Here is a 10182-nt window from a genome sequence, read left to right on the forward strand (position 1 = left end):
CCCCTCCAGGGGGGAGATCGAATGTCACTTCAGCTTTCGCCAATCACCAGTGCAAAAGAGGAGCCGTCGCGAAGCCGATCTCCTCACGAGAGACCAAGGGGAGATCGAGTCCCGCTTAACCCGCGCTCTGCGGATAGCAAATAATCGACAGATAGCGCATCGGCAGTTTCGTCAGTTGCTCCGGCCCGTGCGGCGCGTCGGCGTCGAAGAACAGGCTGTCGCCGGGCTTCATCGGGTAGAGGTTGCTGCCGTGCCGGTAAACGACCTCGCCTTCGAGCATGTAGAGGAACTCCATGCCCTCATGCTGGAAGGTCGGGAACACATCGGAATCCTCGGTCAGCGTGATCAGATAGGGCTCGACGACGACGCCGCTGGTGTTGGATCCGATATGGCCGAGCAGGTTATACTGGTGGCCGGCGCGGGTGCCGCGGCGCTCGACATCGAGACCTTGGCCGGCCTTGACGAAGACGGCGCTGCGCTCTTCCTCGAAGCGGCGGAAGAAGGCGGTGACCGGAACGCCGAGCGCCCGCGACAGTGCCTGCAAGGTGGTCAGCGACGGCGAGGTGATACCATTCTCGATCTTCGACAGCATGCCGAGCGAAATGTCGGTGGCGACCGCGAGATCAGCCACGGTGATGCCGAGCTTCTTGCGGAACGCCCGCACCTCGCGGCCGATCGCCACCTCCAGCACTTTTTCGCGCGTGTCGCGAATGGCATGCGGGTTCTGCGTCAGCGGCGCGCGGATGGTCTTGCCGTCGGCTGAAACCTTTGGCAGCGGCTTGGCCGTCGCACCGGCGAGACCAGCCTTGGGATCGGAAACCTTCTTCGCCATGTCGCCCCGGCACTCCTGGGATTTATTTCACTCTAGGTGAACATGTCAGGTGCCGATACAGGAGCGCAACTGCGACGGCAAGTCGCGTGAACGCGCATGCGCATGATAATGATGTTTGGCCGCGTCCGGTTTTTCGCGGGAAATCCACATCGGCGAAACCTTGTTTCAGCATCGGGCTGTTGACAGCACGAAAGGGCCAATTACTGTCCTGTGAGTGAAATTTGTTTCGTAAGAGCAATCCGGGAAAAGCGCATAGCGCTTTCCCCTTGGGAATTGCGTCAAGACAAAAGTCGAAACCAGATCGGGAGGCCTGCCATGAAAAGTCGCGTTGCCGTCATCGGAGCCGGCCCGTCCGGCCTGGCACAGCTCAGGGCCTTCAAGTCGGCGGCCGACAAGGGCGCCGACATTCCCGAGATCGTCTGCTTCGAAAAGCAGTCGGACTGGGGCGGCCTGTGGAACTACACCTGGCGCACGGGCCTCGACGAGCATGGCGATCCGGTGCACGGCTCGATGTACCGCTATCTCTGGTCGAACGGACCGAAGGAGTGCCTGGAATTCGCCGACTACACTTTCGAGGAGCATTTCGGCCGGCCGATCGGCTCCTATCCGCCGCGCGCCGTGCTGTGGGACTACATCAAGGGCCGCGTCGAGAAATCCGGCCTGCGCAAATGGGTGCGCTTCAACAGCCCGGTGCGCATGGTGACGTTTTCGGACGAGACGAAGAAATTCACCGTCACCGCGCATGACCGCACCAACGACGTCACCTATTCCGAAGAGTTCGACAATGTCGTCGTCGCTTCCGGGCATTTCTCGGTGCCCAACGTACCCTATTTCGAGGGCTTTTCGACCTTCAACGGCCGCATCCTGCATAGCCACGATTTCCGCGACGCGATGGAGTTCAAGGGCAAGGATATATTGATCATCGGCCGCTCCTATTCGGCCGAGGACATCGGCTCGCAATGCTACAAATATGGCGCCAAATCGATCACCTCCAGCTACCGCTCGAAGCCGATGGGCTTCAAATGGCCGGAGAATTGGCAGGAAGTGCCGCTGCTGCAGAAGGTCGTAGGCAAGACAGCCCACTTCAAGGACGGCACCACTAGGGATGTCGACGCCATCATCCTGTGCACCGGCTACCTGCACTCCTTCCCCTTCCTCACCGACGATCTGAAGCTCAAGACAGCCAACCGCATGTGGCCGCTCGACCTCTATGAAGGCGTCGTCTGGGAGAAGAACCCGCAGCTTTCCTATATCGGCATGCAGGATCAGTTCTACACCTTCAACATGTTCGACGCGCAGGCCTGGTTCGCCCGCGACGTCATCATGGGCCGCATCAAGCTGCCCTCGGCCGAGGCGATGGCTGCGCACGGCGCGAAATGGAGGGCGCGTGAGGAAACGCTCGAAGACGCCGAGCAGATGATCTGGTTCCAGGGCGACTACACCAAGGAATTGATGGACCAGACCGATTATCCGGGCTTCGACGTCGAGGCGGTCAACCAGACCTTCATGGAATGGGAACACCACAAGGCGGAGAACATCATGGGCTTCCGCGACCACGCCTACCGCTCGCTGATGACCGGGACCATGGCGCCGCTGCATCATACGCCGTGGCTGCAGGCGCTGGACGATTCGATGGAGAGCTATCTCGAGGTGAAGGGCGTCGCGGCGGAGTAGGGCGGCGCCTGCTACCCCAGCCTTGCCCTGGCTTTCGCCGTCCAGGCGCCGAACAGCCGGTCGGCGACAATGCCGATGAAGGCGATGGCTAGGCCCGCGACGATGCCGCGGCCGGAATCGGCTTTGGACAGCGCGATGAACACTTCCTGGCCGAGATCGCGGGTGCCGACCATGGCGCAGATGATGATCATCGCCAGCGCCATCAGGATCGTCTGGTTGACGCCAAGCATGATCTCCGGCAGCGCCAGCGGCAGTTGCACGCGAAAGAAGGTCTGGCGTGGCGTGCACCCGGAAACCTTGGCTGCCTCGATCAGCGCCGGTGGCACCTGCCTGATGCCGTGATTGGTGTAGCGGATCGCCGGCACCACGGCGAAGGCGATGGTGGCGATCATCGCCGTGACGTCGCCGACCCGAAACAGCATCACCACCGGAATGATGAAGCAGAAGGATGGCAGCACCTGCAGCGTGTCGATGACGGGCGTGACGATCTTCTCGAAACGGTCGCTGCGCGAAGCCATCAGCCCGATGGGGATGCCGATCAGGCACGCGATGAAAGCAGAGATGCCGCAGAGATAGACGGTCGCCATGGTCTTTTCCCACAGGCCGGTGATGGCGCAGAAAGCGGTCAGCGCCGCGACAAGGACAGCCAGCCGCAGGCCGGAGAGCTGATAGCCGGCAAGCCCGAGCAGGAACACCGCGCCCAGCCAGGGAAACCCTTCACAAAAGGCGCGCAACGGGTTCAGCAAATTAAGGATCAGCGCCACGCGAAATGCTTCAATCGTGTCGAAGAAATTGATCGTCACCCAGTTCACCGCTGCTTTCCACAGCGGCGCGGTGGTGAAGGTGATCGCCTTCGGCACCGCCGCGAAGGCCGGCACGAACAGGCCGAGAAATGTCGTCACCACAAGGATGGCGATCGCCAGCGTCAGATTGGGATAGCGCTGCCAGAGGCTCGGGCCCGCCTGCTGATGGGTATTCCCCTTTGCCTGCTTGTGCGCGATGGCCTGGCTCAGACGGTCGAGCGCAATGGCCAGCGCAACGATGGCAAGGCCGGCTTCCATCGCCTCGCCGACCTTCAGCGCGCGCAGCGCCAGAAGCACGTCGTAACCGAGGCCGCCAGCGCCGATCATCGAGGCGATGATCACCATGTTCAGCGCCAGCATGATCACTTGGTTGACGCCGACCATCAGTGTCGGCCGCGCCGACGGCAGCAGCACTCGCCACAGTTTCTGCCGCGCCGTGCAGCCGGCCATTTCGCTGAAATCGTCGATCTCCGACGGCACCCGCGACAGGCCCAGCATCGTCGCCCGCACCATCGGCGGCGTGGCGAAAATGGCGGTCGCGATCATCGCCGAGACCGGGCTGTTGCCGAACAGCAGCAGCATCGGGATGAGATAGGCGAAGGTCGGAATCGTCTGCATCAGGTCGAGGGCAGGGGAGACGATAAGCCTTTCGGCCCATGGCTTGCGCCACGCCCAGATGCCGGCGAACAGCCCGGTGACGATACAGAACGGCACGGCGATGGAGATCAGCGCCAGCGTCAGCATGGCGCTCGTCCATTGGCCGAACAGGGCGATGTAGAGGAAGCAGCCGCCGACCAGCAGGCTGAGTTTTCTGCCGCCAACGGCATGACCGGCGAGGAAGGCGGCAGCGCAGACGCCGACCCAGGACAGGCGCGGCAGGACAGAGGCGTCAGCACCGTGGCCGATCTTGAAATTCTTGGCCAGCAGATTGAGCGCGAAATCGAGGGGAACGCCGAGCACCGCGGTGATCGAGCGGGTCAGCCAGGACAGGTTCGACTTGATCCAGCGCATCAGCGCGCTGACCCAATCGGCGACCGGCACGACGGCGCTTGCCGGATAGTTGACGGCCCAGGGCAGGCGGTCCTGCAGCAAGAACACGACAAGCACGGCGGCAAGCGCGAACACCCAGACCAGCAGCCAGACCTGAATCGGTCGCGACCGCGTCTCGCTGGCGCTTGCTGTCACCGTCATGCGCCGACCCTTGAGCGATCGATGCCGGCCAGCAAATCGATCACCGCTTGCGGCGTCACCTCGCCGATCGGCTTGCCGGTGCCGTTGACCACCGCGAACGGCTTGTTGGCGGCAACGATACCGGCCGAGAAGCTGGCGATCTTGGCATCTGGGGCAACGGTGCCGCCATGCTCCGAGCCGTCGCAGGCGCGCATTAGGCTGCGTGCCGAGATCACCTTGGCGCGGTCGACGTCGCGGGTGAATTCGGCGACATAGTCGGTCGCCGGATTGACCACCAACTCCTCCGGCGTGCCGATCTGGATGACCTCGCCATCCTTCATGATGGCGATGCGGTCGGCCAGCCGGATCGCCTCGTCGAAATCATGGGTGATGAAGACGATGGTCTTGTGCAGCATGGTTTGCAGCCGCATCAGCTCATCCTGCATTTCGCGGCGGATCAGCGGGTCGAGCGCCGAGAACGGCTCGTCGAGGAACCAGATTTCCGGTTTTGTCGCGAGGCTTCGGGCGATGCCGACCCGCTGCTGCTGGCCGCCGGACAATTCGCGCGGATAGAAATGCTCGCGGCCGCGCAGGCCGACAAGTTCGATCACCTCGCGCGCCCTTGCTTCGCGCGTCTGCCGATCCTGCCCCTGGATGCTGAGCGGGAAGGCGATGTTCTCCAGCACGTTGAGATGCGGCAGCAGGGCAAAATTCTGGAACACCATGCCCATGCGGTGTCGTCGCAACTCGATCAGCGCTGCATCCGAAATCTTCAGCAGATCCTTGCCTTCGAATTCGACCTTGCCGTGGGTCGGCTCGACAAGCCTCGACATGCAGCGCACCAGCGTTGACTTGCCGGAGCCCGACAGGCCCATGATGATGAAAATCTCGCCCTGGCGGATTTCGAGGTCGACGGCGCGCACCGCGCCGACCAGCCCGGCGGCGGTGACGTCGGCCATGCTGGCCTTGCCGTCGCGTTCGCGGATGAAATTGGCCGCGTTCGATCCGAACAGCTTCCAGACATTGCGGCAGGCAAGTTTTATCGGGCGGGCATCTTTTGGCGTGCACGCCCCCTTGGCGCCCTGTTCAGCCTTGTCCGTCATTCAAACGTCCTTCTGGAACACCAAGAACCGAGGTCCGGCTGATCAGCAGCCGGGTCTCATCTTCCAGTCGGAACGATCACTGCGCCCAGGCTTTCCAGTCGGCTTCGTGGGCGGCGATCCAGGCGGCGGCGACGTCTTCCGGCGTCTTGCCGCCGAGATCGATCTCGCCGCTCATCTTGTTGAGCTCGTCGGTGTCGACCGTGTAGGCCTTCGCCACCTTGTAGGCGACCGGCCATTTGTCCTTCATGCCGGCCCAGGAGTACTTCCAGATCTCGCCATGCGGCTTGCCGCAATCATATTTGGCGTCGGGGTTGGTGCCCCATTTCGGGTCGTTGTAGCACTCGGGCGTGTATTCGGGGAATTCAACCCATTCGCCCTTGTATTTGGCCGGCGCCCAATGCGGCGAATAGATCCACAGCATGATCGGCGCTTTGCGCTGATAGGCCGAGTCCAACTCGGCGAACATCGCCGCGTCGGTGCCGGCATGGATGACGGTGAAGGGCAGTTTCAGCGCTTCGACGCGCTCGTCGTCAAAGCCTTCCCATGTTACCGGGCCGCCGAGATAGCGCCCCTTCGGTGCGGTCTCCGCCGTCGAGAAGGCTTCGGCGCATTTCGGATCCTTCAGCGCTTCCCAGTTAGGCAGGCCGGGGCACTTCTCCTTCATGTATTCGGGAAACCACCATTCTTCCTTGGCCTTGGGGCCGAGCTTGCCCAGCCGTTCGGTCTGGCCTGTCGCATCGGAGGCCTTCATGGCCTCGCCGGCGGTCGTGTCCCAGAATTCCATGCCGACATCGAGATCGCCATTGGTGAGGCCTGTGGTCAGGCTGGAGAGGTAGTCGGCGGTCGGATATTCGACGGTATAGCCGAGCTTTTCCAGGATGCCGCCGAGGATCTTGGCGTTGAGGTTGACGCTGGTCCAGTCGAACAGCGCGATCTTGATCGGATCGTTGGATTCCGGTGCGGCGGCTTGGGCGGAAGGTGTCAGCAGGCTTAATGTCGCGAGCGCGACGGCGCTCATCGAGAGTTTCGAGATCTGGCTGCGAAATGACATGCTTGTTCTCCTTCAAGCTGTGAAAATTATCGTTCGTTCCCTTCTTGCGGCTTTTCTTGATTGTGTTGGAAAGACTGGTCTTTGCGCAAGGCCGTCGGCGCCAAATTATTGCCCCGGCTTTGGCCAGCGCAGGCAAGATGGTGCTCAATTCTGGTGATGATGGAACAGGATCGGAGTGTCGGCGTCATGACTGCCGACGGATCGCTGAGGGAGCGGTCATCTGCGGATCGAATGCCAGTCCTGCGGCGCCCTGCAAGGTGCGAGCCATCAAGGTCGTATGATCTCGGCTACCCGCCTGGTAAGCCCCATCTCGCCAAGGCCGTTTCATAGGATGAAATTATATATACCAAGGTTCATGTCGCGCAACGACTAACGCTTCGCGAGACGACAAATTCAGACTGCAGGCGAAGCTGAGCTCTTACCAGCAGACGTAGCCGCCATCGACAATCAGGTCGAGGCCGGTGACGAAGCTCGCTGCGCGGCTGGCGAGGAACACCGTCGGCCCGACCATTTCCTCCGGCGCCGCCATGCGCCCCATCGGCGTGTCGCGCTTGAAGATCTTCACCTCTTCCGCCACCTCTGGCCGCTTGTTCATCGGCGTCAGCGTGTAACCGGGACTAACCACATTGACGCGCAGGCCGCGATCGGCCCACTCCATGGCGAAGCTCCTGGACATGTGGATGACGGCGGCCTTCGAAGAGTTGTAGTGCGCCTGCGTCAGGCCGCGGTTGACGATGGTGCCCGACATCGAGGCGATGTTGATGATCGAGCCCTTGCCTCGCGCCAGCATCTTGCGCGCTTCGGCCTGACAGGACAGGAACACGCCGGCGACATTGACGTCGTGAACCTTCTGCCACGTCTCCAGCGGCATCGTCTCGGCGGGCTCGGAGCCGGCAATGCCGGCATTGTTGACGGCGACGGTGAGCGCACCGAGTTCGCTCTCGACGCGATCGATCGCCGTCGCGAGATCGCTCTGCGATGTCACTGTACCGGTCAGCACCAGCGCTTTGCGGCCGAGCGCCGTGATCCGGTGCGCGGTTTCGTCCAGCCCACCCTTCGATGCATGGCCGAAACAGGCGACGTCGGCGCCTGCCTCGGCCAGTCCGATCGCGATTGCCTGGCCGATGCCGCTGCCGGCGCCGGTGACCAGCGCGACATCGCCGTTCAGTTTGAAAAGATCCATCGAGTGCCCTCCCTGGCCCAGGGAGGGTATGCGCTGAGCCGTGCTTCGATCAAGCGCCCGCGCGCAAATGGCTCAAGCGGCGTCGATACTCAGAAATAACCGCTCGACGCGGCCGTGGCTTCCTTCGGGATTTCGACGCCATCGACCAGGATCTTGTCGACCAGTTCGTGGTGGAAGCAGACCAGCCCCTTGATGCGCTCCGCCTCGTGCACCGGCTCGGGATAATACCAGACCAGGTTCTCGTGACGCTTGGCCTTGGTCGTCACGTGATAATAGTTGGAGATGCCCTTGTAAGGACAGCGCGAAATGTAGCGGCTGGGCGCGAACATATCGAGCCGCGTATCGGCGATCGGCAGATAGTGGCGCACCGGATGGCCGGTTTCGAACAGGAACACGCCGCGGCGTGAATCGGCGACCTGTTCGCCGTCGAGAATGACCTGCACGCGCCGCGACGACGGAAGGCAGTCGACCCGGCGGAACGGATCGCGGGCGTGGACGAAGATTTCTTCGTCCTCCTCGAACCAGTGGCCCATCTTGCTCCAGGTGAACGACATGTAGTCCGATATCGGCGGACAGCCCTTGATCGGATCGAGATAGCGCCAGGCCGCGTCCTCGACCAGCGTGATGCCGGTGTTGAGCGAGTAGTGGGTGGCTGTGCCCTTGAACGGGTCCTCTGTCGTCGTCTTGCTCGGCAGCAGGAATTCCTCGCGAACGTCGCCGATCGGGAAGTAGTAGACCGGCAGGTGATCGGATTCGTAGAACACCAAGGCATTGGTCGTATCGGCCACGGTCATCGATCCCACCTGCACACGCAGGCGCTTCTGCGTCGGCATGGTGAAGGCTATGTAGCCCGGCTCGAATTCATACTGCACAATGGTGTCGAGCAGCGGAAAATGCGGCCCACGGCCGCGCAGATGGGGCTTGCGAATGGTAGTCTCCCGTTTTGTTTCTTTTGTCATCGGGCGCTGGCGCACGATCAGCTCAACGACACGCGGTCGAGCAGCAGGCCGGCCGCGATCGGCGGAAGGCCGCTGACATTCTTGCGCACCGGCACCAGCAGATCGGGGAAATAGCTGAAGATGACAGGCGTCTCGTCGAGCAGCAATTTCTGGATGTCGGAGGCGGCGGCGCGCTGCGCGCCGACATCGAGCGCCTTGAGATAGCTGGCGACCATGCCATCATAGGCCGGGCTCTTGAAATGCGCCGCGTTCCAAGGGCCATCGCTGACCAACGGGCTCTTCAGGAACACGTTGGGCACGCTGCGATGCGCGTAGTCGGTGATGCCGAGCGGGCTGTCCAGCCAGTCCGACTGGCCGAACACCGCTTTGCCGTAATATTTGTCCTGGTCCTCGATGTTGAGCGAGATGCGCGCACCGATCTCCTTGGCGAAATTCTGGAACAATTGCGCATAGCCCGGAATGTCGGAATAGCGCAGCGTGGTCAGCGTGATGTCGAAGCCTTCGGCGAGACCCGCCGCCTCGAGCAACTGCTTGGCCTTGGCGATGTCCTGGACGCGTTGCGGCACCGACTTGTCGGTCGCCGGGAAGGCCGGCGCGAACGGGCTGTCATTGCCAGTCGCCGCCATGCCGCGGCACAAGCCGTCGACCAGCTTGGAGCGGTCGATGCACAGCGCCAGCGCCTGGCGCACGCGCTTGTCGGTGAAGGGGCCGGTATCGCAGCGCATGTGCAACTGGCGGTGCGCGGTCGAAGCGACACGCAACACGGTGATATCAGGACTGTTCAGCACGACCTGGCTGACATCGAGCGGAACAGCATCGAGAATGTCGACTTCGCCGGCCTGCAGGGCCAGGATGCGCGGCTGCACGTCGCCGTAGAACTTGAATTCGAGCCGGTCGGGCAGCGCCTTCTCGCCCCAATAGTCGGGATTGCGGATGAAGGTCGCGCCAACCTTTGGCGTGTAGGTCTCCAGCCGAAACGGCCCGGTGCCTTCGAACGTCTTTTCGTAATCGCCCTTGTAGCTCGCCGGCAGGATGACGGCGTTGTAATTGTCGATCGACGCCGAATAGGGAAAGCTGCCATTCGGCGCATCGAGGTGGAAGGCGACGGTGTGGTCGTCGACCTTCCGGGTGCCGCCCTTCGAAAGAAGGCCTTTGAACACCGAAAGCGCGTTGGAAGCGCCGTTGGGATCGGCCAGCCGGTCGAAGGTCGCGACGACGTCGTCGGCCTTGAAATCCTCGCCATTGTGGAATTTCACGCCCTTGCGCAGCTTGAAGGTCCACACGCTGCCATCCTCGTTCGGCGCCCAGCTCTCTGCCAGCACAGGCTTCAAAGTGAGGTCCGGCTGCGTGATGCAGAGAAACTCGGCGGTTTGGAAAACCAGTTGGTAGCTGCCGCTGTCATAGTAG

At 62.2% G+C, this 10182-nt stretch carries 8 protein-coding genes; 1 reads left to right on the forward strand and 7 read right to left on the reverse strand.

The genetic code is table 11. The features are described 5' to 3' along the window. Positions 1 to 115: 115 nt before the first annotated feature. A complete protein-coding gene (locus EOC06_RS10450) occupies positions 116 to 832 on the reverse strand; it encodes an XRE family transcriptional regulator (RefSeq protein WP_127270283.1) in 717 nt (238 codons plus the stop codon). A 315-nt stretch (positions 833 to 1147) separates the two neighbouring features. On the opposite strand from EOC06_RS10450, the gene EOC06_RS10455 reads away from it, so the two are divergent. After that, positions 1148 to 2506 carry an NAD(P)-binding domain-containing protein gene (locus tag EOC06_RS10455; protein WP_128307693.1) on the forward strand — a complete coding sequence of 453 codons (1359 nt, stop codon included), beginning with the start codon at positions 1148 to 1150 and terminating at the stop codon, positions 2504 to 2506. 11 nt (positions 2507 to 2517) lie between these two features. Here the strand turns inward: EOC06_RS10455 and EOC06_RS10460 are convergent, their stop codons facing one another. The 6 genes from EOC06_RS10460 to EOC06_RS10485 form a co-directional block, all read right to left on the reverse strand. After that, positions 2518 to 4500 (reverse strand): proline/glycine betaine ABC transporter permease, encoded by a 1983-nt coding sequence (locus EOC06_RS10460; protein ID WP_128307694.1) that lies wholly within the window; start codon positions 4498 to 4500, stop codon positions 2518 to 2520. Continuing rightward, a complete protein-coding gene (locus EOC06_RS10465) occupies positions 4497 to 5582 on the reverse strand; it encodes a glycine betaine/L-proline ABC transporter ATP-binding protein (protein ID WP_128307695.1) in 1086 nt (361 codons plus the stop codon). The genes EOC06_RS10460 and EOC06_RS10465 overlap by 4 nt, the downstream gene beginning before the upstream one ends. A gap of 76 nt (positions 5583 to 5658) precedes the next feature. After that, a complete protein-coding gene (locus EOC06_RS10470) occupies positions 5659 to 6633 on the reverse strand; it encodes an ABC transporter substrate-binding protein (protein WP_127328478.1) in 975 nt (324 codons plus the stop codon). A 418-nt stretch (positions 6634 to 7051) separates the two neighbouring features. After that, positions 7052 to 7816, reverse strand: coding sequence for an SDR family oxidoreductase (locus tag EOC06_RS10475; protein WP_127321480.1), 765 nt, complete (start codon positions 7814 to 7816; stop codon positions 7052 to 7054). 89 nt (positions 7817 to 7905) lie between these two features. Beyond that, positions 7906 to 8796: a DUF427 domain-containing protein gene (locus EOC06_RS10480; RefSeq protein ID WP_164761844.1), complete on the reverse strand. Its 891-nt coding sequence runs from the start codon at positions 8794 to 8796 to the stop codon at positions 7906 to 7908. After that, positions 8793 to 10182: ABC transporter substrate-binding protein (locus EOC06_RS10485; RefSeq protein ID WP_164898534.1), on the reverse strand; the 1390-nt coding region annotated here is incomplete at its 5' end. The genes EOC06_RS10485 and EOC06_RS10480, both read right to left, overlap by 4 nt.

Source organism: Mesorhizobium sp. M7A.F.Ca.MR.362.00.0.0 (assembly GCF_004023175.1).
GTDB lineage: Bacteria > Pseudomonadota > Alphaproteobacteria > Rhizobiales > Rhizobiaceae > Mesorhizobium.